At 60.5% G+C, this 25,214-nt stretch carries 12 protein-coding genes; 8 read left to right on the top strand and 4 right to left on the bottom strand.

Going from position 1 to position 25,214, the window contains the following annotated elements; genetic code table 11:
* The first annotated feature begins 71 nt into the window (after positions 1-71).
* Positions 72-4,862, top strand: coding sequence for a dermonecrotic toxin domain-containing protein (locus NMB39_RS16325; protein WP_494340432.1), 4,791 nt, complete (start codon positions 72-74; stop codon positions 4,860-4,862).
* 59 nt (positions 4,863-4,921) lie between these two features.
* On the opposite strand, the gene NMB39_RS16330 is transcribed toward NMB39_RS16325, so the two are convergent.
* Positions 4,922-12,142, bottom strand: coding sequence for an NEL-type E3 ubiquitin ligase domain-containing protein (locus tag NMB39_RS16330; RefSeq protein WP_494340431.1), 7,221 nt, complete (start codon positions 12,140-12,142; stop codon positions 4,922-4,924).
* 158 nt (positions 12,143-12,300) lie between these two features.
* On the opposite strand from NMB39_RS16330, the gene NMB39_RS16335 reads away from it, so the two are divergent.
* Entirely contained in the window at positions 12,301-12,519 is a 219-nt protein-coding gene (locus tag NMB39_RS16335) for a DUF2970 domain-containing protein (RefSeq protein WP_124400460.1), read from the top strand.
* Here NMB39_RS16335 and NMB39_RS16340 read toward each other — a convergent pair.
* Positions 12,516-13,583, bottom strand: coding sequence for an ABC transporter substrate-binding protein (locus tag NMB39_RS16340; RefSeq protein ID WP_494340430.1), 1,068 nt, complete (start codon positions 13,581-13,583; stop codon positions 12,516-12,518). The genes NMB39_RS16335 and NMB39_RS16340 overlap by 4 nt on opposite strands.
* A gap of 426 nt (positions 13,584-14,009) precedes the next feature.
* On the opposite strand from NMB39_RS16340, the gene NMB39_RS16345 reads away from it, so the two are divergent.
* The 3 genes from NMB39_RS16345 (at position 14,010) to poxB (ending at position 18,189) form a co-directional block, all read left to right on the top strand.
* On the top strand, positions 14,010-15,668 hold the full coding sequence (locus tag NMB39_RS16345; RefSeq protein ID WP_046072328.1) for a nitrite/sulfite reductase: 1,659 nt from the start codon (positions 14,010-14,012) through the stop codon (positions 15,666-15,668).
* Complete coding sequence (locus NMB39_RS16350; RefSeq protein WP_057022522.1) at positions 15,652-16,146, top strand: DUF934 domain-containing protein; 495 nt, start codon at positions 15,652-15,654, stop codon at positions 16,144-16,146. Before NMB39_RS16345 ends, NMB39_RS16350 begins: the two co-directional genes overlap by 17 nt.
* A 318-nt stretch (positions 16,147-16,464) precedes the next feature.
* Entirely contained in the window at positions 16,465-18,189 is a 1,725-nt protein-coding gene (poxB, locus tag NMB39_RS16355) for a ubiquinone-dependent pyruvate dehydrogenase (protein ID WP_057022528.1), read from the top strand.
* Between the two features lie 112 nt (positions 18,190-18,301).
* On the opposite strand, the gene NMB39_RS16360 is transcribed toward poxB, so the two are convergent.
* A complete protein-coding gene (locus tag NMB39_RS16360) occupies positions 18,302-18,859 on the bottom strand; it encodes an NADPH-dependent FMN reductase (protein ID WP_306957785.1) in 558 nt (185 codons plus the stop codon).
* Between the two features lie 228 nt (positions 18,860-19,087).
* Between NMB39_RS16360 and NMB39_RS16365 the strand changes: the two genes are divergently transcribed.
* Positions 19,088-19,324 (top strand): hypothetical protein, encoded by a 237-nt coding sequence (locus NMB39_RS16365; RefSeq protein WP_057022530.1) that lies wholly within the window; start codon positions 19,088-19,090, stop codon positions 19,322-19,324.
* Positions 19,325-19,384: 60 nt separating this feature from the next.
* Here the strand turns inward: NMB39_RS16365 and NMB39_RS16370 are convergent, their stop codons facing one another.
* Complete coding sequence (locus tag NMB39_RS16370; protein WP_124400453.1) at positions 19,385-19,723, bottom strand: hypothetical protein; 339 nt, start codon at positions 19,721-19,723, stop codon at positions 19,385-19,387.
* Positions 19,724-19,907: 184 nt separating this feature from the next.
* Here NMB39_RS16370 and NMB39_RS16375 point away from each other — a divergent pair, with 184 nt between their 5' ends.
* Together NMB39_RS16375 and NMB39_RS16380 are read left to right on the top strand one after the other, a co-directional pair.
* On the top strand, positions 19,908-20,825 hold the full coding sequence (locus tag NMB39_RS16375) for a LysR substrate-binding domain-containing protein (protein ID WP_306957783.1): 918 nt from the start codon (positions 19,908-19,910) through the stop codon (positions 20,823-20,825).
* A gap of 153 nt (positions 20,826-20,978) precedes the next feature.
* On the top strand, positions 20,979-25,214 hold the full coding sequence (locus tag NMB39_RS16380; RefSeq protein WP_494340429.1) for a glycosyltransferase family 32 protein: 4,236 nt from the start codon (positions 20,979-20,981) through the stop codon (positions 25,212-25,214).

The following is a 25,214-nucleotide window of genomic DNA, read 5'->3' on the forward strand; positions in this document are numbered from 1 at the left end:
CAGGACCGATCCTCGGTCCGCTGACCCGGCAGCCCGTCCAGCCGGATTCACACAGGAAAAAGGATTTCATCATGTCCGACTCACCTACGGCCCTGGGCCAATTGCCCAGCCAAGCCGTCCACGCCCATTTCGCTACGCGCCCAGCGTTGTTTTCAGTGGTGTTCAAGGCCCTGCGTACGGGCATCAGCGAGCGCTACCCGAACCTGCAATTGGACCTGCTCACGCTCAAGCTCGCCAGCCCTACCCCCAGTGGCGGCTATGCCTTTCCCTTGCTGGCCCATGTCGCCCTCGCCCATGTCCTCAAGCCCCGACCGCTCGACCTGAGCCCACGGGGTGAACTGCCGTATTACTTGTCGCCCGCCCCCGGCAGTGGCCTGGCCGACGTCGACATGCAGGTGATTGCGCAAATTATCGACGAGTTGCGCGCCTCGCTGTATCTGTCTTTCCAGCAGGACCTGGCTGAATATTGGAGCCAGGCCGATAGTCATGGCCGCAGTCGCTGGCAATGGCTGGGGGAATTTCTCCAGGGCCAGATGACCGCCGCCGCCGCTACCACCTCGGCCCTGAGCGACACCCAGCGGGACATGCTGGCGGTCGCCGCGGCCTGGCCGGTGCGTCTCGAACGCCTGCCGCGCTCCACACCCACCACCTATGCGTATTTCATCGAAACCACACTGGCCAGGGCCACACAGGAAGTGCGCCTGCTGACCCCGGACCTGCTGCTGGTACGCGACAGACAGGTGCTGCTGTGCAGCGTGGCCGGGGCGGTTGAGGCGTTTGACTCCCTGGATGCCTTTGGCCAGGCCTGGAGCCTGCGCCTGCAACGCCAGTTCCAGTTCGACAGCCTGACCTGGCGGCGCAATGAACCGGACAGCAACCTGTTTGAACAACAGGCCGGGTTAATCCTCAATCAGCAACTCGAAGACCTTGCGGCCGTGGACCTGCGCGGCCCCAGCGAAGCCGAGGTTGACCGACGCCTGGACCGGCTCACGGATCCGGCGATGCTGTTCATACCAGCGCCCGCAGGTGACCCGGTACTGCTGCAGAAAATTGAAGCGCAGCTGCCCGGCTGGCTCAAGCAGGCGCATGCCGATGACCGTTTCGCCTACCACCTGCACCTACAGCAGATGGCCCCGGTGCTGCGGCTTAACCAGGGACGCTCCTACAATGAGGGCATCGAAAACCTTCATGATTTCAGCCGCACAACCCTGCGCAAGCAGATGCAGGCCGACCATGGCGATTACGACCCTGACGATGTGCTGCTGGACTTCGCCGTGGCCGCCGGTTACCCAGGTGGCGCGGGCATTATCGACCACGTCAGGATGTCGCTGACCGAGCTGGCGGTAAAAAACCTCGCCGGCAAACCCAAAGGCACGCTGACGCTGTCATCCAAAAGTGGCGGCGCGCTGCCGCCGTGGCTGACTGACGATTACGTGTTGGGCTCCTCGGGCCTGATCCAGCGGGTCGACATCGGTACGGCTTACCCCCAGACGATCAAGGACCTGCTGCTGTCCGACAGTGTCGATGCGCGTCGCCGGGAACAGCTCTTTACCCGCGAACTCAAGGTGCAACTGCCGCGAATGGCATTGGAATTCGCGATCAGGCAGCAATACGGCGTCACCACCCTGGGCTACCGCTATGTAAACGCCCTGATGGGCGAGGCACCCATCGACCGGATTGTCGATGGCCAGGAGATCGTCCTGCGGCCCCTGGCCCTGTGCCGCAAGCCCGGCGCCACTGCGGACACGGTCAACAATTGCTTCGTGATCGAACCTCGGGATGCCAGCATCGGCCCGCACTTGCTGTATCGCCCTTTGTACAAAGACGCTTTGTATCAGTACCCAACGCGCCAGGCCCTGCTGGACGCGCTGGCGGCCCCCGGTGACCTGCAGGACAGCATGCTTACCTGGCTGAGTGACAAGGCGCGACCGATCTACGCTCACGGCGGCATCAAGGAGCCGCACATCATTCGCTTTCTGGCCGGAGATGAGTTCGCGGTTCCTGAAAAGCCCGCTCCCGCAACCCTGGCGGTGGATGAAGGCGCCGAAGAATGGCTGCAATCGCAAGTCAATGGGCAACTGCCCAGCCACTTGTTCGGCAGCACCGCACGGGCCCTGGTGGAGTTGGCGGACCGCGAATCGGTGTCCAACAGCGAAAGCCGCTGGGCCATCGTGATGGAGGGTGCCTGGTTGCTGTTCAACACCCTGCTGCTGCCGTTGACCCGCGGCCCGGCGATGCTGGCCGGCTGGTTCCTGGTGATGGTCAGCAGCCTGGAGCAGGACCTGGCAGGCCTGGACAGCAGCGACCCGACCACCCGCGAGCTAGCCATGATCGACCTGTTGCTCAACACCGCCATGGTGCTGTTGCACGCCGCCAGCCCGTCGCCGCGCACCCCACCACAGGCACACGAGGACGCCGCACCGGCGCTGGCCGCCTGGCGCCGCCCTGCGCATCAGATCCAGGAGCCCGCCGCGCCCCAGGTACTTCATGGCGAGGTAGCGCTGCCGGGTGAACCGCCGGCCACCGGGCTTACCCCGCTGGATTTCAGCCGCTCGATTGCCAGCCCCCAGGCCGCTGCGAAATTGTTGAAATTATTGCTCGAGCTGCATGTGCCTTGGCCCGACCCGTTGCCCACCGCCCAGGCCAGTGGCCCGTTCAAGGGTTTGTACCGCATTGGCGAAACCTGGCACGCCAGCCTCGGCGGGCTGTTGTTCCAGATCAGCGTAGTGCCGGGTTTCGGCGAGGTCTACCTGGTGGATCCCCAGCACCCGCTGCGCCCTGGCATCAAGCTGACCAGCGACGGCCAGGGGCATTGGCGGCTGGAGCGCAAGGCGCGACTGGAGGGCGGCATGCCCAGGGAACGCCGGGAAAGATGGCAGAGCCAGCATCGCAAGCGCTTGGAGAGATTGGAGGCCGACCTTGCGCGGCTCAACCTGGAGTTCCTGCCCCAGGCGCTCGCCTCGCTACCGCTCAAGACCGCGCTGGACAGAACGCGTGTCGAGTTGGTCAATCAAAAAAAGAAGCTGCGCGAAGACTGGTTGAGGCTGCGCACCGCGAGCGAGATTCCTGGCCTGCAAGACAAGCTCGTTGCCCGTCATGAAGAACGCCGCGCAATGGTGGCCAAAGCCAGGATGGAATGGGAGATCGCCTTCGAGCGTTACCGGCAAAACGCCGAGACGGGCAATGCGACCATGCAACAGATCCAGGACAAGGGCGGCGAACTGATGGAGGCCGACAACGCCGACGCAAGACACAAGAAAACCCGCAATGTCGCGGCTAAATCCCTCTATGACTACTGGGGCTCCGTGTTCGAGACCCGGCTGCAAAAGTTTACCGACATCCTTGAAACCGACCAGGGCGAAAATGCCGAAGAGCTGTTTGACCGGGTCAACCGTGAACTGCCCGAAGGCATTCCTTATGCCTACCAAACGTTCCTGGACACCCGGAAACGGCAGATCGAAACGCTGCGAGAGATGCTCGAACCGGCCGAAAAAATCGAAGCCGTCCTCAAGCAGGCTGACCCGGAACTACGCGAGTTCCTGCTCAAGGATCATCCCGAGGACCAGCACTTGTCCGTGGTCACCGTTGAACAAAACATCCTGATGTTTCTTGCCGAGCTGGTGCTGGATCGCACCCATACTTCGCGAAGCCCGGCAGAGTTGCCTTTTATCGTGGAACTCACCAAACCCGAGAACACTACCCGAATCCTGGCGCATACCGAGATGCGGACCACGAGCGGCTACTCCACCACCGAACAGATCGACGTACTCAAGGGCGCACTCGAACGCTATGAGCGCATGGAGAACGCCGTCAATTCACTCACGGAAATGGGTTCAGGCTTTGTGCGCGAGGCCTATCGCACCGAGTTCCTCGACCAACTGGTCATTGCCCGCACCAGCCTGGAAGCGCAACTGGCCGATGTGATTCTCACCGAAGAAGGTTTCGCCCACGTGCCCAGCGTGGCTGCACCCAGCCGGCCGAAACCCGCCAGTCGCAAGGTGATCAAGACGCGTAAACAAGCGACCCTGGTGGGCGACCTGCGCCCAGCAGACGCAACAACGCCCGGCAGTTTTGTCGATATCAAAGACCCGCTGACAGGCCAAACGGTCGCCACCTACCATGAGCATGCCAATCAAAGGGAGTGGGTGGAAGTGGAGGTCGCAAAGCCGTCCACGCCGACACCTGCAGTGAAGGTCCGCGCGCTCAAGATCATCAAGCAAAACGCCGGCACCCTGATTGCCCAACGGGCAGGTATCGAACGCACGATTCGCGCCCAGCAGAAAAAACTTCAAGACCCGGCCCGACGCGAAACCCTGAGCCCCCTGGACTGGGATGACATGCTGAGCCAGCATGCGAGCAAAGTCACAGCACTGGCCGATGAAATCCAACGCGATCACTCCGGCCAGGCCGGCGCCGCCGCATTGATCAAGCAATACCGGGGCGAGGCCGCCTCGGCGCAAAAGCTCGCACGTGAGATGTGCGCCGAGGGCTACAAGCAACAGTTGCCCAAGGCGTCCAATGTTGCCTATCTATGGCGCCATGGCTTTGTCGATATCAACCTGGCCAAGAGCCGCGAGCCGCTGGCAGCCGGGGATTTTCTCAGCGAATACGCGGTGTACGAAAAAGGCACTCTCCATGTCTTGTGGTATGCGCATTTCCACTACCCCGCCGTCCAAACGCCGACTGCGCAGTACAGCTTCGGCCACCTGAAGCTTCCGGCAGACCAGTTGTTCACGCGCAAACAGCTGATCGAAAAGGCCGCCGCCGAAAACCGCGCCGTGGTCAACCTGGATAAAGCCACGATCAGGCCGCCTCTGGACAAGGAACTGTTCCTTGACCTGGAACCTGCCCGGGCTGAGTGACACCGCGACACAACCGGCCATCCGCACCGCGAATACGCGGTGCGGATACAAACCGATATTCAATGACGCGAGGATGGGCCGGGCTGCGGTGACGCCGGCCGCGGTGTCGGCGCCGCCCCCGCCGACAACTCCTGTACTTCCTGGCGGGACAGCTCGAGCAGCTTCTGCGCACGGGCGCTGCCCAATTCAATCTCCAACAGGTTCAACGCCACTTCGTAGCGCTCCTGGCTCTCAGTACCCGATTGCCTGGCGCTGTATTCGTCTTCCAGGGCCTCCTGGCGCCTGCGCGCGTTTTCTTCAAGCGACTCGAAGGCCTGGCCATGCCGTTCGCGCAAATAGCTAAGCCAATAATCACGGGCAAGCAGACTTTCATAAAAGGCCTCGGACGCTTCCGCCGCGAGTATCTCGGTCCGGGCCTGCAATAGCTCTGGCCCGCTGATCGGTGTTGCAAAGGCCATATAGGAAGGTTGCCCCGGCAGTTCCAGGCCGTCGGGCCAACCTCGGGTCATGCCAACCCGGTAGTGCAAGCGCACTTCGGCGCGGTCCATGCCTTTGGCATTGGCTTCGGCCAAGCTGTCGACGCGATCGAGGCGGAACAGTTGCCGTGACAGGTTCAACAAGCGCTGGCCGCGTAGCCTGAGCTCATCGCCCGGGACGCCCCGTAGCACATTTTCTTCGAACACCAGCACTTCCATGGCACTGAAGGTGAGGATGCGCCCGTCGATACAGGTGGCGTGGGTCTGGGAGGCGACGAACAGCGGCTCTCGCTGTTGCGCGCTGCTGACCGCCGCATCGATCACTGCCCACACCCGACGGGTGAAATCGGCTCGGGTGTACTCATATTCGGGGGTATGGCGCAGTTGCGCGAGCAGATGAAAAAATGGCGCATGGCCGGGCTCCTGGCTCAGCTGTACCCAGGCCTCGCGCCGGGCCGCGGCCAACGGCTCGGGAACATTCACCAGCCAAGTCGCCAGTGCCGCTTCGCTGGTATCTGCGGCCGGGTCAAGAATGATTTCCAACGGCGCGTAGGCATCATCGCCACTGTCGCCAGAGTCACCGTCCGAATCGGAATCAGAACCGCTGCTCGAACCCGAACCACTATCGGAATCGCTTTCGAGCGCGGCAATCCTGGTGTCGATTTCCTCCCGCGTAAGCCCCATCACGCCCCCACCGCCCAAGTGGCTATCGCTGTAGGCACGCATGAGTCTGAGGGCGTTGAGTGAAAGCTGGTGATTATCGACAAGGTCGGTGCCGGTGACCAACTCCTCGTGGCGTCCATCGAGCAAGCTGTACGCAAAGCTCGTCAGCGCATTGCCACTCAGGTCCAACGTATGCAGGGCCGGAGCGGTCAACGCCGCACTGGGCCAGTTGGCCACCGTATTGTAATTGAGATACAGGGCCTCCAGCCGCCCGAAGGTACTGGGGTTGAACATTCTCAAGCTGTTGTGGCTCAGATCCAGCCGGCGCAAACCTTCATTACCCAGCAAGGGATACAGCGGCTCGGGGTCGCTGAGCGCATTCGCGGCCAGTTCCAGCTGTTCAAGCTGGTTGAGACGTTGCACGGCCAAGGGCAGCGTCGTCAGTTGGTTGCCGCTCAGGACCAATCGGCGCAAGGCCGGGAAACTGTCGAGGAAACCTTCGGCGCTTTGCTCCGAGAAGCGCACACCGGTCAAATCTAGGGTATGGACGTGGTACAGCGGTGTGCTCAACCTGGGTAGGTCGTTGACCTGAAGGCCATGCAGGCTCAACTCGGTACCTGCATCGTCTGACAGGCCGTTTTGCCAGGCCTGCCTGATCTTGAGCGCCACCAGACGCCGCTCTTGCGCCACCGCGCTCAAGTCCTGCCCCCGGAGCTCGCGGGTGTACAGCCAACCATTGAGCTGACGGAGTAACGTGTCATGCGCCTGGTGCCATGCCGTCAGTTGAGCGTCGACCTGTGACTCCCCCATGCCGGCACTGCGCAGTTGTGCGAGCCGTTGCAGCGCTAACTCCTCAGTCAGTGCCGGGTTCAGCCGTTGCAAGCGTGCGGTGAAACCCGGCGCGCCTGCAGGCCCCGCGAAAGGCTGGGGCATGGGCAACAGATAACCTGCCATCGACACGCTGGCATGCGGTGGCGCAAAAGCTTGCGACCTGCCTTGCTGTTCGAACCGGGCCAACGCGCCCGCGGGCAGACCCTGGGTGTTCTCGACCCGCTGGCGCGCCGACTGCAGGCTATCCTCCCCCGTTGGCGTAAAGCGGTTACCTGCCAGGTCAAGCTTCATCAGCACCGCGTCGTTCTCCAATACCCGGATCGGCAGGGTTGGCAGTTGATTGTCGCGCAGGTCGAGCCAGGCCAATTGCGGCAAACCTTCGGCGCCGGTCGGCCACGCCTGCAACTGCGTGGCCCGCAGGTTCAGCGCCTTGAGCCGCGTCAAGGCGCTGACATCCAGTTGGTTGAGCGGGTTGTGGCTCAAGTCCAACAGCTCCAGGTTCTGGAGAGCATTGAGTTGCGCCAGCACCTGCGGCCCGCCTTCGAGCTGATTGAAGGACAGGTCCAGTTGGGTCAAGGCCGGAAGATCGCCTTGGGCAATGGGTATTTCGTTCAACCGATGGGATTTGAGCTCCAGGGTTTGCGTACCGCTGAAAGCACGGATAAAACCGCGTGTCTGCTCGGCGGATTGGCCGGACCAGCGCAAGCGCAGGGTGCGAACATGCTCGAAGCTACCGGCAGGCAAAGGCGGCAGCTCAATGGGGGTTCCCGGTGGCACGCTGTAGGTGTCCGCACCGGGCAGCTCCAGCACCGACACGTTGGCGGGCAAGCCATAACGCTGCGCCACTGCCCCCCACCAATTGGCCTCCAGGACATTGACCAGTTCGGCAGCCGGCCCCACTTGCCAGGACGCCGAGCGCAGCCTGAAGCTTTGCGTGGCACTGACCGGCGGATAATAGAATGACTCGAACACCCGGTCGTACTCGGCGCTGAGTTTTTCGATCGCGGCAAACCGCGCTTGCGGCGTCGGCGCACTGGCGAGTAGTTTTTCATGCAACGCCAGGATGATCGGCTGGTTTTTTCTAGCCATGGCGCCCAACTGGCCCTTGATGTAGTCGCTGACCATCTGTTGCAAATCCATCAAGTGCCCCTGCTCGCCTTGGTAGTCCTTGATGTATTCATAGGCGGGCTTGAATGCCTGGGGGGGGAACTTGGCCCAGTCCAGCGACAGGCCAGCCCACAAGCGTTCATGCCCACTGTACAGGCTGGGCGGCAAGGCGCTGATCGCGGTGTTGCTCAAATCCAGACGTTCAAGCCTGGGTAACTGCTCGACGTAGGCCGGCCAACGCGAGAGCGCATGGGGGGCGTCGAATTTCAGTTGCTTGAGCTGCACCAGTGCGGACAGGTCCAGGTTATTGAGTGCCGTCGGCGAGAAGCCGGCGCAATCGATATGCAGCTCCTCCAGTGCCGTCAGGGCCTGGAGCTTGGAGGCGAAGTCCGGAGCCAGCGACAACGCATCAGTCTTGAACTTCAACCTCCTGAGTTGACGCATTTCACTCACCGCCTGGGGCAGGCTCGTCAACGCCGGCTTGCCGTCGGCAGTGGGGCCCCAGAAGCGGCCGTTTTCACCAATCGACAGGGTTCGCACATTGGGAAAGCGCGTCAGAAACGCGTTCGAATTGGCATCCGTCATACCGCGACCACCCACCGATAACTCACGAATATGGGAAAAATCCGCGGTCAATGGCGGCAAGGGGTCATTGATGACAAGGGACAGACGATCCGCGTGTTGCACCTCCCCGACCAGCGGCGCCCGCGCCCAAATGGCCTTCAACAGTTGCGCGACCTGGGCCCTGTGCAGGTACGCGGTATTGTCAGGGGCGGTGCTCCAAGAGGCATAGGTCGTAGGAGCCTGGCCTACCCATTGATCGAGCGTAGATGCCAACTGCTGGTATTCACGCTCGCAGTTTTGCAGGGCGTTGAAGATATCCCGGTCGCTCTTGCCCGCCTGGCGCAAACGACGAATATAAGCCGCGGCCTGGTCGTCGCTCAGCTCCGGATAGAGCGTGCGCGCCCGGGCCTCCAGGTTCAAGCGCAAATCCAGCGGCCGGCCGCTGGCGGGGTAGCCCAGCAGCTTGGCATTGACCCGCACAGGCGGCCTGAACCAGCGGCCCTGGGGTTCCAGCAGCAGGGGCGTTTCACTGCGATAGCGGTCGGCAAACTCAATGAGTTTATCTTGCAGCAAGGCACTCTGGCCGACCTGCGGCACACCCAACCCGCGCCGAGCTTCATCGGGCAACGCATGCATTAACGAAGCGTAGAAGTTGTCGCCTTCCCTGGACACGCTGTTGAGTGCTTCACCGCGCTCATTGAAGGCCTGAAAATGTGGACCTTTTTTCACCAGGTACTTGAGCTGCACTGCCGTCGCGCTGCCGATACTGTCCAGCAACGAACCGCTGGGACTGGCGTCGCGAACCTCCAGGCGCAGGTCGTCGGGCCAGCCCGGCAGCTTTTGCAGGCAATGCAGGGCCAGGCGCCGGCTGTCTGCCGAGGCCATGGTGTCGCTGCGCAAACCGGCATACGCCCGGGTCTGACGGCCCTGGCGTGCATACCAGCGCGCCTCTTCCAACAGGGTCAGGGGCACCCGGTGGGCTTCGTCCAGTTGCTTTAGCTCAGGAGGGCCTGCATGGGCCAGCACTTGCTCGGCGGCGGCCTCGCTGAGGCCGGGACAGTTGCGCTGCAGCACGCGAACCCGAGGTGGTAATGGTTCGGTCCCGGTATAGATGCTGTCGAAGATGGCCGGTTTGCGGGTTTGGGCGTACTCATTGAGTTGCTTGCTGAACTCCAGGGGCCTTGCCTCTTTGACCCGCGCGCCCTGCGCGCCCAGCATCCCGACAATTTCCTGCTCGTCGAGCGCCGCCAGGATACGCTCAGGCAGCTTGCCGTCGAGCACATCGGCACGGCTGATCTTGATCGACGCCTTCTGCGCGGCGCCAACACGCAGGCGTTCGGAACCGTACTTAACCGACCTCCCGGACAGCTCAGGGCCCTCGAACACCTCTAGCAGACGGGCCCTGGGCCAGCCGGGCAGTTCGGTGACCAGGGGCAGCGCATACAGATACCGCTGGTCAATGGCCTGGGTGCCGCGCAATTGCTCGATCACTTGGCCGGCGTCGGTGTCGGCCTTGAACAAGCGCAGTGCATCGCTCAGTTGCGCAGGTGGCGCCGCGTGGTCCACGTGCATTTTGCGCAGTGCGTTGTCGCTGATCCCACTGACATCCGCCACCTTGATCAACTCGGTATCGGAAAAACCCTCGGTGACCGGCCCCATGCGCCGCAGCAGGGTAAGGCGATCCCACTCCAGCGGCCGCTCGAGGCTGTGGCGCCAGGCACCGCGGCCGTTGCTCTGCAGAATCGGCTGGTAAGCATCGACGTCGCTCGGATGCTTGATGCGCCACTGCTTGATCGACTCATCGAATACCTGCTCGTAGGGTTTATTGCCCAGGCGGATATAGGTCTTGCCTTCCACGAGGTACTGGCCCAACGCATTGGGTGGCGTGTTGGCACCAAGCGTGACGGCGCTTTCATAACCATCGAGGTCAGGCTTCCACAGGCGGGTTTGACCATTGGGCAAGGTGACTGGGCTCAGGCGCTCAATCACGGGTTCCGGCCGCGCCGCCTTGAACCTGCGCACACCCGCCCCTACCCCGGCCATCACGGCGAGTTGGGCGAGGTTCTCGGCCACGTCGATCAGGTGCGCCTTGGCGGCACGCTTGTCGCCCTCGGCCCACTCGATCGAGCCCTCAAAGGTCTCATACAACAACTGCGCGGCCATCACCCCCAACATGACTTCGCCCAACACCGGCACGAACATCGACACCAGGTTCAAGCCCAGCAGGCCGACTTGCAGCAGGTGCGCCAGCTTCGCATCCCGCGCCTTGGCGTCTACTTCGGCGGTGGGTACCGCGTGGCTGCGGGCATCGGCCAGCACTTTGTCGCGGTGCCGGTCAAACAGGTAGGCCCACAGGTCGACATTGTCCGCCCACGGGCCACGACCTTTGCGCGTGAGGGTCGACGGCGCGATGTACGGGTCGGCCGCCGGTTCCAGTTTCGCCGCACGCGCTGGGGGCAGTTCCTTGATCTGGGTAACCGGCGACGCCGCGCTGATCGTTTCGATGATCGTGCGCCACGGTGACGTCAACGGGCCGCCGGGAGAGTCGGCGGTCTCCTGGGTGAATTGGCTGAAGTAGTAGCTGCGTTCGGCATAGGCTACGAACTGGCTGAAAAACCGCTGGTAGGCCGTGGGGCTTGGATCGCCGGGCTGCAGGCCGTCGCGGGCGGTGAACAGGCGCTTGAACTGCGCGCGCATCTGCTCGGCGGTATAACGTTTGAGCGGATGCGCCGGGTCGTGAGGGACGTAGAGGATCACCTCGTCGTTGTAGCGGTACTTCTTGCAGATCACGAAGGCCACGCAGCCGGTCATGCGCTTTCTCATCAAGCCCATGTCGTTGAACCACACCTGTTTATCGCTCATCCACGGGTGGATCTCGCCGTTGATCACCGAGACAATCATCTCGTGGTCCGCAGGCTCGATGTCACCGCTCACCAGCGCCTGGTCGGCGGCAGCGCGCAGGGTAGCTTTCTGGCTGGAGACGAAGGCGTCACGCAGGGTGCCATCTGCGGACGCGAAGAACCCCTTGAGGTAATCCTGATACTTGGCCCCCACATCCAGACTGCGGCACAGGCTGAGGAACTCACTGACCGTCAGCGCCAAGGTGGCAGGCTCGAAGGTGTCAGGGCTCGACGTCTGCACCACAAAGCCGGAACTGGCGTGATAGGCGCCGTCGCGACATTCCCAGGCTTCGAAGTTATGCAAGGCGGCTTGCAGCATCGGTAACTTGAGCACCTCGAAGGATGCTACCTCCACCTGGAACACGGTTACCTCCAGCGGACGACGCAGGCACAGCAAGGTCTTGTCGACGTCAACCTCGACCTGGAACTGCGCTTTCAACGCCTCGAGCAGCAAGGGCCGGGCAAAGGTGTCGACGTCCTGGAAGGTCGCCATGCGCTGGTCCAGTCGCACCTGGGCGATGGCGCTGGCCTTGACGCTGGCATGCATGGATTTACGTTGTTCCAGCGTGGCGCTGGTGTACCAATCCGGCAGCGACGTGGCCTGTACCAACGCCGCCCTGCGAGCGGGTGTGGCATCGACCAGCCACCGGGGCACGGCCTTTTCAAGGAAATCGCCGTGAATACTCAGGGTGGCTGCTGGAGGCTTGCCAGCGACGGAAAGTGGGGATGAATCGGACATGCGGTCACTCCTTTGAATTGAAGTGACAGCACATCACCGCGGGGTCCATGGACGGTGGTGCATACATAAGAGTGCAACCGGCTACAGCAGGCATGCAACGCCACCCTGCCCCAGGCATTGTCTATGCTCTAGAGAACGCTGCACCTGACGAGGTTCTCATGAGCGATCCAGTCGACAACAAACCACCGACCTTCTGGCAAATGCTCCACAGTGTCATGGCCGCCGCCTTCGGCGTGCAAAGCGGCAAGAACCGCGCCCGCGACTTTACCCATGGCAAACCCAGCCATTTTGTGGTGCTGGGCATCCTGTTCACCGTGGTATTTGCCTTGACGCTGTTCGGCATCGTCAAGCTGGTGCTGCACCTGGCCGGCGTTTAGCGCAGCAGCAGTTGCAGGCTGAACGGGTAACGGTAGGACGCCGGCTTACCGACGGCCGACAGTGTGCGAAAATCCACGGGGAGCGTGGGCGCCAACAAGCGTTTTGCCTGGTCGGTATCAATCAGCTGGAACAAAGCTTGCTGGCGGTCGCGCCCACCGTGGGCGTCGATAGCGACGCCCTTGGCATCGTCATGGATCAGCACCATGGCCCAGCCGCCAAGGGTGAAATGGCCTGCGACCAAGGTGGTGAGTCGCCCCTGCAGGCGTGCCTGCAAAATATCCGGCGAGCTGTTGACCGCGCTGAACAACACCGCCTGGCCCGGCACCCGCCCACTGTCGTGCAGCGCCCGCATGGCACCCAACGCCATCTCATCGTTGGCCGACCACACCAGCGCCGCCTGCGGGTAGCGCTTGAACAGTTGCGTGGCTTGCTCGAAGGCGCGCTGGCGGCTCCATTCCCCGTAGACCAACTGGCGCAGGCGGACTTCAGGATGCTCGGCCAAGGCCCGGTACAAGCCTTGTTCACGCAACCGTGCAGCGGGGGTGTTCTTGGCCCCGGAAAAAGCCAGCAGATCGAGGGATTGACCCGGCGCCACCGGGCCGTGTTGACGCAGCAGGTCGGTGAGCATCAGGTAGCCGGCCTGTTCGTCGTCCGCCACGAGGCTGGCGACCCAACCGCTATCAGCCCGCGCATCCAGCAGTTGCTTTTGATCGGCGGTCAACGCGTTATTCACGATCACCAGCTTGACCCCACTGCCCTGGGCCATGCGCAAAATCTGCGGGGCAACGTATTGCTCGTTGACCAGCACCAGGTAGTCGGGCCGCTCGCTGCCTTGCAACGCTTCGCGAGCCTGTGCCAACGTGTTAAAGGCCTCGCGCTCGGAATAACGCACGCGCAAATCCAGGCCGAGGTCCTTGGCAGCGGCCTGCATGAATTGCGCATAGCTGACCCAGAAGGTTTCGGTAGACGTGCCTGGGTTGAGAAACACCACCGACGCCGCCTGGGCCATCGCCCCGTGCGCCGATACTGCCAGCCACGCGCACGCAATCAACACCTTCAACATGGTTGTTCGAGCCTGAAAAAATGGATCGCTATGATAGTGGCAATCCGACAGCCGATCGAGGCTCAATCAACCCTCTTTGTTACTGGTGGCTGACCCAGAACACGGCCGTCCCGACTACCAGGATGATCAGGAATAGAATGGCCCAGGCATCCACGGTACTGTCAGGTTTACGGGCTTTGGTGGAATTGCTCATTGCATCGCCTCTTGTCGGTTTTATAGGTGACGGCACTAAGACTCGACCACAGTAAAGATCATGATTGCCCGCATGACAAATGTGGGTATCACGATAACAGTTCTCATTAGTCAGTTTGGTTATTTACATATACCCAAACATCACTTTTGCGCATATACGCAAACTGGTATCGTGCGCCGGCTCCGTTGGGAGTGCGCGGCCGTGCGCGCAGATTTGCCGAGAACAGGACCTATATGTACGTATACGACGAATACGATCAGCGCATCATCGAGGACCGCGTCAAGCAGTTCCGTGATCAGACCCGACGCTACTTAGCAGGTGAACTGAGCGAAGAAGAGTTCCGCCCTCTGCGCCTGCAAAATGGCCTTTATGTCCAGCGTTTTGCGCCGATGCTGCGGGTCGCCGTGCCCTATGGCCAACTGACTTCGCGCCAGGCGCGAATGATGGCCAAGATCGCCCGCGACTTCGACAAAGGCTACGCCCACATCAGTACCCGCCAGAACGTGCAGTTCAACTGGCCTGCCCTGGAGGACGTGCCGGACATTCTGGCTGAACTGGCCACCGTGCAGATGCACGCCATTCAGACCAGCGGTAACTGCCTGCGCAACGTGACCACCGACCAGTTTGCCGGCGTCGCTGCCGACGAACTGATCGACCCACGGCCCTGGTGTGAAATCGTGCGCCAGTGGACCACCTTCCACCCGGAATTCGCCTACCTGCCGCGCAAGTTCAAGATCGCCATCAACGGCTCGACCTCCGACCGTGCGGCCATCGAAGTGCACGATATCGGCCTGGAGCCGGTGCACAACGCAGCCGGCGAGCTGGGTTTCCGCGTGTTGGTGGGGGGCGGCCTCGGACGTACCCCGGTGGTCGGCGCGTTTATCAACGAGTTCCTGCCGTGGCAGGACCTGTTGAGCTACCTGGATGCGATTTTGCGGGTCTACAACCGCTATGGCCGTCGCGACAACAAATACAAGGCCCGGATCAAGATCCTGGTCAAGGCGCTGACCCCTGAGGTATTCGCCCAGAAAGTCGACGCCGAGATGGAACACCTGCGCGGCGGCCAGACCACCCTGACCGAAGCCGAAGTGCACCGCGTGGCCAAGCATTTCGTCGACCCTGAGTACAAGGCCCTGGCCAACCAGGATGCCGAGCTGGCCGCACTCGACCAGCAGCACCCAGGCTTCGCCCGCTGGCGCACGCGCAATACACTGGCGCACAAGAAGCCGGGCTACGTCGCCGTGACGCTGTCACTGAAACCCACCGGCGTTGCCCCTGGGGATATCACCGATAAGCAACTGGATGCCGTCGCTGACCTCGCCGAGCGCTACAGCTTCGGCCAGCTGCGCACCTCCCACGAGCAGAACATCATTCTCGCGGACGTTGAACAAAGCCAACTGTTCACCCTATGGGGCGAGTTGCGCGAAGGCGGTTTCGCCACGCCGAACATTGGCCTATTGACCGATATCATCTGCTGCCCGGGCGGCGACTTCTGCTCCCTGGCCAACGCCAAGTCGATCCCGATTGCCGAATCGATCCAGCGCCGTTTCGACGACCTGGACTACCTGTTCGACATCGGCGAGCTGGACCTGAACATCTCCGGTTGCATGAACGCCTGTGGTCACCACCACGTCGGCCACATCGGCATCCTGGGCGTGGACAAGAAAGGCGAGGAATTCTACCAAGTGTCCCTGGGTGGCAGCGCCAGCCGCGATGCGAGCCTGGGCAAGATCCTCGGCCCATCCTTTGCCCAGGAAGCCATGCCGGAGGTGATCGGCAAGCTGATCGACGTGTACATCGAACAGCGCACCGAAGATGAGCGTTTCATCGACACCTACCAACGCATCGGCATCGACCTGTTCAAGGAGCGCGTCTATGCAGCGAATCATTAAGAACAACGAAGTCGTCGACGAAACCTGGCACCTGCTGCCCAAGGACGCGAGCTTCGACGGCATCTCCAACTGCGACGACCTGATCGTGCCGTTGGCCCTGTGGCGCGAACACGGCCACGCTCTCAAGGCCCGCGACGGCGGCCTGGGCGTGTGGCTGGACGCCGATGAAGAAGCCGAGGAAATCGGTGACGATGTGGAACACTTCCAGGTCATCGCCCTGAACTTCCCGGCCTTCACCGACGGGCGCAACTACTCCAACGCCCGCCTGCTGCGTGACCGTTATGGCTACAAGGGTGAATTGCGCGCGATTGGCGACGTGTTGCGTGACCAGCTGTTCTACCTGCGCCGTTGCGGGTTCGATGCCTTCGCCTTGCGCGCCGACAAAGACCCGTATGAAGCCTTGGAAAGCCTCAAGGACTTCTCGGTGACCTATCAGGCCGCCACCGACGAGCCGCGGCCGCTGTTCCGCCGACGCTGAGTATCAAATTGTGGGAGGGGGCTTGCCCCCGATGACGGAGTACCAGTCAACAGATTCGTTGGCTGATCCACCGCTATCGGGGGCAAGCCCCCTCCCACATTTGGTCCTGCTTGGCTCTGCAAATTTGGGTGGGCAGGCCAAGGCCAACGTCGCCCCGCGCATGGCGCTGGTACGCGACCAGTGATTCATCCCCCGGCGCACCCGCCAATACCGCGCGGCCATGAAGCAATCTTCACACTAAAGGGTGAGCATTCGCCGTAATCGAACTGTCCTCTACTGATCAGCAGCTTTTAACCTCACTGACGATTGGAGTTCTTCATGGCGAAAATCAACTTGGCCCAGCAGCTGGCGACCACCCTTGAACAGGCGGGCATCAAGCGCATCTGGGGTCTGACCGGCGACAGCCTCAATGGCCTGACCGACGCGCTGCGCAACATGGACAGCATCGAGTGGATGCACGTGCGCCACGAGGAAGTCGCCGCCTTCGCCGCCGGTGCCGAAGCCGCTGCCACCGGTGAGTTGACTGTGTGCGCCGGCAGCTGCGGGCCGGGCAACCTGCATTTGATCAATGGCTTGTTCGATTGCCATCGCAACCATGTGCCAGTGTTGGCGATTGCCGCGCAAATTCCGTCGTCGGAGATCGGCCTGAATTACTTCCAGGAAACCCATCCCCAGGAACTGTTCAAGGAGTGCAGCCACTTTATCGAGCTGGTGAGCAACCCCGAGCAAATGCCTCAGGTGCTGCACCGCGCCATGCGTTCGGCGATCCTCAATCGCGGCGTGGCGGTGGTGGTGATTCCAGGGGATGTTTCACTTTTGGAAGTCGAAGACAAACTCAAGCCCTGGCCGGCCCTGCACGCACCTCGAACCTTGCCGGCGGAACAGGACCTGCAACGCCTCAGCGAGATTCTGCAGGGCAGCGAGAAAGTCACCCTGCTGTGCGGCAGTGGTTGTGCCGGTGCCCACGACCAGGTCGTGGCCTTGGCCGACGCCCTCGGCGCACCAGTGGTGCACGCGTTGCGGGGCAAGGAGCATGTGGAATGGGATAACCCGTTCGACGTCGGCATGACCGGCCTGATTGGTTTCAGCTCCGGTTACCACGCCATGCTCGACTGCGACACCTTGATCATGCTCGGCACCGACTTCCCTTATCGGCAGTTCTACCCGACCGACGCGAAGATCATCCAGGTCGACCGCGACCCGCAGGCTCTTGGGCGCCGCGCCACCCTGGACCTGGGCATAGCCGCCGATGTCAGTGAAACCATCGACGCCCTGCTGCCGCGCCTGACCCGCAAGACCGATCGCAGCTTCCTCGAAACCTCTCTGAAGCACTACGAAAAAGCCCGCCAGGGCCTGGATGACCTGGCGCAACCGTCCAAGGCCGATCGGCCGATCCATCCCCAGTACGTGGCGCGATTGCTCAGCGAACTGGCCGACGATGACGCGATCTTCACCGCCGACGTGGGCTCACCGACCGTGTGGGCGGCGCGCTACCTGAAAATGAACGGCAAGCGTCGCCTGATCGGCTCGTTCAACCATGGTTCGATGGCCAACGCCATGCCCCAGGCCATCGGCGCCCAGGCGGCATTCCCCGGGCGCCAGGTGATCTCGATGTCTGGCGACGGTGGCTTCACCATGCTGATGGGGGATTTCATTTCACTGGCGCAACTGAATCTGCCGGTGAAACTCATTGTGTTCAACAATGCGTCCCTGGGTTTTGTCGCCATGGAGATGAAGGCCGCCGGTTACCTGGACACCGGCACCGAGCTGAAAAACCCGGACTTTGCGGCCATGTCCAATGCCATGGGCATTTTAGGTATACGCGTGGAGCAATCCGAAGACCTCGAGCCGGCCCTGCGCCGGGCCCTGGCCCATGACGGCCCGGTGCTGGTGGACGTGGTGACCGCCACCCAGGAGTTGGTGATGCCGCCGAGCATCAAAATGGAGCAGGCCAAAGGGTTCAGCCTGTATATGCTCAAGGCGGTGATGAGCGGGCGTGGGGATGAAGTGATAGAGCTGGCGCGGACTAACTGGCTGCGATAGACAAATGTGAGAGGGGGCTTGCTCCCGATAGCGGTGGGCCAGTCGACCTCCTCGTGACTGACACTCCGCCATCGGGGGCAAGCCCCCTCCCACATTGGAGCTCATTGCCAAATCAGGCGTGCTGTTTTTCCACCCACTTGCCGTACGCGTCGATAAATGCCTGCAGAAACGGCTTGGTCTTTTCCGAGACCTTCCCCGCTTCATCAAACACATTGCCCGCCCCGCCCAAATAGGCTTCCGGCTGCTGCATACACCACACGTCGAGGAATACCAGGGACTGGCGCAGGTGATGGTTGGCGCCAAAGCCGCCGATGGCGCCCGGGGACACGCTGATGACCGCCCCTGGCTTGCCGCCCCACACGCTTTGCCCGTAAGGACGCGAACCCACGTCAATGGCGTTCTTCAACGGAGCGGGTACGGAGCGGTTGTATTCGGGGGTCACGAACAGCACTGCGTCGGATGAACTCACCTGTTTGCGGAAAGTACTGTAGGCTGCGGGCGGTGTTGCTCCCTCGAGGTCTTCGTTGTAGAGCGGCAAATCGCCGATTTCAACAATGTTCAACTTGAGATTGGCGGGGGCCAGCTCGGCCAGGGCCAGGGCGACCTTGCGGTTGATCGACTCTTTTCTCAAGCTGCCCACCAGGACGGCGATCGTGTAGACCTTGCTCATTGAGGTTTTCCCGACTTCTGAATAAAGGAGCTGGTAGTTATAGAGGCTTCGCGGCGTGTTCACCAGAGGTTCCCGGTGATTTTCCCGGCGTTTTCTTTGCAATCAATTGCGTAGGAAGCGTCTGAAAACATCAGCGAATAGTATTTTTTTCTTATAGGTAAACTACCCCGCTCCCTGACGGTCTACAGAACCGCAAATCGAGTGTTTATCTCCAGAGGTTCTAAACAGATGGCAGCAGTACTAGTCGGACAGTTCCATGCCAGAGACGCGGAAGGTCGCGTGTATTCGGTGCATGAGTTCCAGGAATCCAACCCGGCGCAAGGCGACCTGGTTGGCTCGACGCCCTCCACTACCTACAAGCTGGCCATTGGCGACCGTGTAGAAAAACTGGAAGGCGATGAATTCAAGTTGATCCAGTCGGGGACCATTATCGTCCGCGAGTCGCAAACCACCCTCGCCTCATAAGATCCCGCCTTATCCACCCGCCCAGTCCCAGCGCGTGCTGGCAGCGACTGGGCCGGAGGATCAGGGTTTGCGGATATCTGTCACTTCAATTCCCTGCTCGCCTTGCTTGAGCGTCACCACGAGTCGCCCTCGCTCCCCCTCGACGGCGTACATGGAGCGCTTGTAGCCAGACGCGTTATAGGCGGGATAGGCCTCCACCTGCCGGATCAAGGTAATGCCCAGCACCGCACCCACCTGTTCACCTACCTGTTCCTGGGAACGGATAAAGGTTTCCAGTGCGAGGTTTTCCGGCGTGGGTTCTGCGTGATCATTGAAGAGGTAAGCCGCCACGCATCCCAGGGTCACCAGGACCAGGAGTTGCTTGGCCGTCACCCCGAAGAATGTCGAGGGTAGAGGCATTTTGAGACCAGACCTGTTTTTTGTTTTAAGTACCGGAACGCCGGCATTGGTCGTTACTGATCAGATGCGCCATTTTAGTGAGGTCGTGGCCGAACGCCATAGGCCAGGACGACCCGTGCAGTCTTTTTTGCGCACAACGCCTTGCACCATTGAATCCCCATCGCGCTGCACATAGACTCCGGCCATGCGTTTACGTCATATCGAAGTGATTCAGGCCATCTTGCAGACCGGGCACCTCGGCACGGCCGCCGAGTGGTTGCAACTCCCCGTGGGCGAGGTAGACGCCACCCTCAAGGATGCCGAGTTGCAATTGGGGTTCATGTTGTTCGCCAGTGTACGCGGCCGCCTGCAAGCGACGCGCGAGACCCTGGAGCTGCAGGCGCATATTGGCCCGCTGTACGAAGCGCTCGAACCAGTACAACGCCTGGCCAGCCGTTTGAAACACCATCATGCCCCGACACTGCGCGCCCTGTGCACCCCGCCGCTGGCCAACCAACTGTTGCCGCAAAGCATTGCCATGCTGCGCCGACGCTTCCAGGACACCCCGTGCAACCTGTCGAGCCAGCCGACCCGCGAGATCGTCAGGAGCCTGCTGCTGCACGAAGCCGATGTGGGCCTGAGCCTACATGACCCGGAACATGCGCAAATCCAAAGCACCGTACTGGCCCAGGGCAAATTGCAATTGCTCGCGCCCCATGGCTGGCTCAAACCCAAACAAAAGTACATTGCATTGCAGGACCTGGCCGGGCAGGCACTGATCGGGCTTGAGGGGCATGACCCGCTCAGCCGCTTGCTGGACGCCAAGCTGCAAGCCCTGCGCCCGTTGCCGGTGGTGCAGACGCGGGTGCAGACTTACCAGATGATGCGCAGCATGGTGGAAGCCGGGGAAGGCTTGGCGATTGTCGACTCGTTCACCGCAGCTGGCGCGCGGGAATCCGGGCTGGATAGCTGCCCGTTATCTCCTCCCATCCCTGTGATCCTTTACGCACTGACTTTGAAGAACGCGTCATCCACGCCGGCGCTAAACGCGCTGCTGGAGATTGTCATGCACAAGGCCGAAGCCTTGCTAACCGGCGCTTCGCTTGGCACGCCCGCACCCTGACGCTCCTCCCAAACCTTCTTTTCTCATGCTGTACCCGACACATCCGGTAGAGATGTGACGGGAACCTCGTCCGAAGTTTTTTACACCCAATCGCTGCAAGGAAGCGCCAACCCGCTTCCTATCGGACGAATATGAAACTAAGGAACGGTTTCCATGAATAATCTTAATCCTGTGCTTACCCACCTGCCTGCCACGGCCCTGATCGGGCACGACTCTCCATCAGCCGCCACGGTTCTCACCGGGGTTCAGTCCAAGCCCCTCGACAACCGGCCCGATGTCTCGGCCAACGATCCAAGCCCTGACGAGTTCGACAATCCCGCAGCCCTTAAAAAAGCCTTTGCTGAATACTGCAACTGGAAAGAGCTGGCTGCAAAACTGCTGCCGCTCCTTGAAGAACTGACCGGAGCCTTCCCGGGTGACTTGTCCAGCGCACAGCAAAGCCGCCTTGAGAAACAACTGGCAGCACAGTTGAACAGCCTTTCACTGCCGGTCTGTGAACTCTCCAGCTATTACGAAGAACACAACCTGACCCCAACCAGCGTCGTCAAGCTTCACACCTTCCTCAGCGGCAGCGGCTTGAACGTACCGAAAACCCTGGATGAGTTGCTCGCGCTGTATCAGCGCGCTATCGAACATGTGCACACCCACCCGTTGGGTAATTTCAGCGGGGCGCTGTCATGGCCGACTCCGCTGGCAACGCAGGACAAACAAACCATCATCGACCTGCTCAATGCACCCGGCTCGACAGTGCCCGGACTGCCATTGGCCGACAAACAAAAAGGGGTACTGGGCTATCTGCTGTCAGCCGCGAACCTCTCCAACGATGACTTCAAATACCCCAGCTCAGCGCTGGAAACGCTGCTGGGCTCGGCCAAGGCACAAGCATTGGGGCAGGCTATACAAACCCAGTTGGGGGGCATTGCGACAGATACCAGCAGCAATGACTACTTGCTGGCGGCAATCCATCTTGGCCTGGATCCGGAATCCCTGGGTACCCCGGCTCGCAACAGCGTCGCCGGCTTTGATCTGGGGCAGCAACAATACTGGAATAAGCCGGCTGCGCTGGTGATTGACGGCTTGAGCCGCTATCTGGTGGCCGAGGGGCGAGCCACCCCGCAATCGGCCGACCTTGCAGCTCGCATGCTGCTGGCACGGGTCGCACCTGAATACCGGGTCAAGGACATTCCGGCCAACGTGACATACGGCAGTATCCCATGGACACAACTGGCAATCGCGGCGGCCAAGCTGGAGGCCAAATTCCCAGGGCGCGTACTCACGATGAGCTACAGCCAGGTGCTCGCCGCCGCCGAGGCTATCGATGTTGGCGCCCCGCTCACCCACCGTATCCAGCATAAAGCCTTGAGCAATTGGGGAGTCGTCCATGGACTGTTGAGAGCCGGTGACATCGCGCCCACCCAGATTGAAATGCAGGCAGTGCAAAACGCATTCAATGCCCAGCAGAGCGCATTGCAAGCCACGTCCACAGCGCTTGCAACGTCCATCCCCAACCGTGAAACGATGGCGCTGGAGCTGCTCCGCGCAGAGTTCCCAGGAGTCCCGGACAGCGTTTTCAAGGCAAGAAACATCCTCAAAGCCAGCTTGACCCCAGGACGGCCCACTCGCTTCCCCGGCAACCATTCAATGCTGGATATCGTCATGCAGGGTGACAAGGTCAAGCATGACGACAAAGAACATTGGCTGACTCAAGACAAGCGAATTCCCATTAATGAGTTCTGCGAAAAGTCCGCAAGCGGCAAACTGACGGTGGCAGATACCTTTACCGAGCGTTATAACCAGGCCATAACGGAACTGGAAAAAGGCCACACAGGCCTGACCCAGTACCTCATCTCGAACCTGCCGCCAGAGGACAAGCAGAACTTCGAGTACGGTCAGCTCGAGTTTTTCCATACCAATGAATATAAAATAGGCACCGACTTCGGGACGAAGACCCTGACCAAGCGAGGCCATACGCTGGATGTGAAAACCACCCGCGACGGTCAGGTCAACATTTATCGCATTGATACCAGCGCAGGCACTGTTTCAAAGCACAACTACCTCATCGAAAAATATTCACCGCCTTACGGCATGCTCGATAGAAGAGACGCCAACAGGCTGTATAGAACCGTCCAGTTCAATCCGTTCGAAGACGAGCACGCTAAGCAGTCCACGGAAAAAGCGACGGTCTCGCAAACACCGCAAGTATTCAATTCCGAACGCACAAACTACATCGCCAAAGTATTCGCCAAGTCCCTCGACCTGCACAACGATGACCTGCTTGAACATGCCAGCGGCACGACCTCCTATGACAAAAGTGCAGCTGCCGACGATGCCATCGGCAATTTTTTCCTCAACCTGATTCCGTTCAGGTCGGCGATTGTCAATTTTATGAAAGGTGACGTTGGCGAAGGTTTGTTCGACCTTGGCCTTGACGTGGTTGGGCTGGTCACGCTGGGCGTCGGCAAGGCCGCCCAGGCGGGCAAGGTCTTGGCCAAGGGCGTGACCAGCCTGAAGGCCGCATCGAAAACCGTGCGATTCCTTGGCGGCGCCGCGCTGGAGGCGCTCAACCCGCTGGGTGGTGCGGGTGACCTGCTCAAGGGCGCCAGCCGCCTGGTGTGGTCCAAGGGAAAGTCAGCGGTTAATTTCCTCCGGGGGGCCAGCGGCAGCTACGATGTACTCAAGGAGGCGGGCAAGCAGCATGCCGTGGTTGCCGTGGGCACCTACAAGCTCCTCGACCATGCCGAGGAAACGGGAGCAGCGTTGCGCAACGGCAATTGGTACGACTATGACGTGGCGAAGGGGCAGCCCTATGGGAAGCCGCTGAAGGATTTCAGACCTAGCGTGGTGGCGGCTGCAGATGAGCTCAAAGTGCTCAACCCGCCCGCACTGCGGGACTATGCGGTGGACATCTCGCCCGACCGGCTGCAGGTGAAAGGCCTCCAATCAAATATTTATAAGGACCACAACGGTAAGGAATTCATAAAAATTGACCACCGGTTTTATCAGTCCAAACTCAAGGATGGTCAACGCGTTATCCAGCACCCCAACGCAGGCCATCCCGACCTTGCCATCAGGGACTTGGGCGGCAGGGGATGGGAGCTTTCGGCAACAGCGAATCGCTTACTCGGTGGTGAGTCCTTGCCTGCCTGGAAGCTCAACGAAAACACCTACATCGTGCCGGTAGACGACATAAATATACAGACAGGCTCTCCGTACCCCTACGTCATCAACTACCAAGGCATGAATTACGCCACCACCTTTGACACCAAGGTGGGTGCCTGGTCAGCGGGGGTGGGCAATACCAAAGGGACAACGCCTGAATATTTCTGGAGAAGCGCGAAGAACAAATGGCAGAGGGGCTCACTGGAAAACTATCAAAATGCCAAAAAGATAGCCGATCACAACTTCAGGTTTATAGAAGCACCCGCGCCGGCCATATTGCAGATGCCCAGGAACATCCGCCCCATCCCCCAAGACATTCACTATTTCTGGGCCGGTGGCGAAATACCGGACAGGTTGACCAAGAATATCGCGGCCAACACCGACAAAATGCCTGGGTTCAAATCCATCGTGCATGTCGACGCCGATACCCCGGAGCTATTCCAGGCAATCAAGCTCAAGCTGGCAAAAGACGCCCCCGGTGTCACAGCCATGAACTTGCATGAAGAAGAGTTCTTCCAGCCATTGAAAAACACAGAGCTGTATTCATATTTCCGCAAGGGTCAGGGCAAGAACCTCGCTGCGACTTCCGATATAGCCCGCTATCCGCTGATGAATAAATACGGAGGCATTTATCTCGACACCGATGACGCGATCAAAGGCGCGGTCGGATCGGCAGGCTTAAATGCGGGCGACTCGGATATTCTGGTCAGTCGACCTGTCGCTCACAAAGTGACTGACTACAAGCCATTTTTTAATACGAGTAACTTCGCCACGCACCCGAATAATCCGGTCATAGCTGAAATGATCACCGAGATGAATCATCGCTTCACCAAAAACAAAGCCTATTTTGAGGCCAATCGACCGACCATCACCAAAAATTCCAAGGGTGGATTCGATTACACCTCGGACTTTCTGGAGTACGAAGGCAAGGTTTTTGAAACCGTAGGCCCGAACATGTTTGACGATGTACTGAAATCCAAACGACCTGACATTTACGATGCGGGTTTTGATGGAATGAGCAAAGAAAAAATGCAGCAAGGCAATCACGGGCTCACGCCAGGAAAACCGTTCAACATTGAGGACGACACCCGCCAGTATTACGCAAGCAAAGGTCTGACAGAGCCCGATGGGCTCAAACAAAGTGTACAGGAGGCCAAGAAGCACTACCGTGCTTACCGTGATCAACTGCAGATCAGCGTCGGTGCCGAACATTCGTGGATCAATTCATAG

The organism is Pseudomonas sp. FBCC-B545, from assembly GCF_059134095.1.